Below are 718 nucleotides of genomic sequence, written 5' to 3'. Positions count from 1 at the left end.
GTCTTTTTTGGTATTCTTAAAAATAATCAACCATTTAATTGTAATTTTGTTGGATAATTTGTTTGACAGCAGAGACAGTATCTGGGATCTCGTTCCTTAGCTTCATAGTGTAAATTATTTCAAATTGTGTCTAGCTGCAAGTATAATAATTTCCATTTATAGATAAAGTATGTTGCAAATGTTATGTCAAAGAGTATAATAAAATCTATATCAAATACTTTACAAGAAAAAGTGGGATAGAGGCAAAAGCAAATATTAATAAGGATAATTTAAGAAAAGCGCATGCTAGAGTTTGAAGAAGCAGTAAAAATAAAAAATATTATTGAAAGGTTAAATAGCACATGATATAATATATATATAGTGTAAAAATGTAAATAATTTTATTGACATCTTTACATTAATAGTTCTTAAATATTTAATACTGCAGAATTAAATTATTAAGTTTTATGAAGGAAGTAAAAATGGTGGAAAGCTTTTCAGGTAATAATAAAGATAGTAATTTTATTGAGGGGGCAAAAATAATGGAAAATTTTTCAGATAATAACGGAAACGGTAGCTCGATCTTCCAAGGAAAAATCAGGGAGCAAGATTTCTCTGCAGAGCAGAGGTTAAATGAACTAAAAGCAGCCGTAGAGGAGCTCACCAGACAAGATTTGCTCAGGAGGCTCGAGTGTGAGCGTCAGGCTTCTAGTTGTGTCGATGAAATATCATCTCAAGC

The 718-nt window shown here is 30.2% G+C and carries 1 pseudogene; it reads left to right on the top strand.

The features are described from left to right. Window positions 1–446: 446 nt before the first annotated feature. Window positions 447–718: pseudogene (locus tag OZD66_RS05855) on the top strand (hypothetical protein); the annotation flags it as partial.

The organism is Wolbachia endosymbiont of Drosophila baimaii, from assembly GCF_028982185.1.
Taxonomy (GTDB): domain Bacteria; phylum Pseudomonadota; class Alphaproteobacteria; order Rickettsiales; family Anaplasmataceae; genus Wolbachia; species Wolbachia pipientis.
Note: the sequence above shows the minus strand (reverse complement) of the source record. Positions and strands in the feature narration are given on the sequence as shown.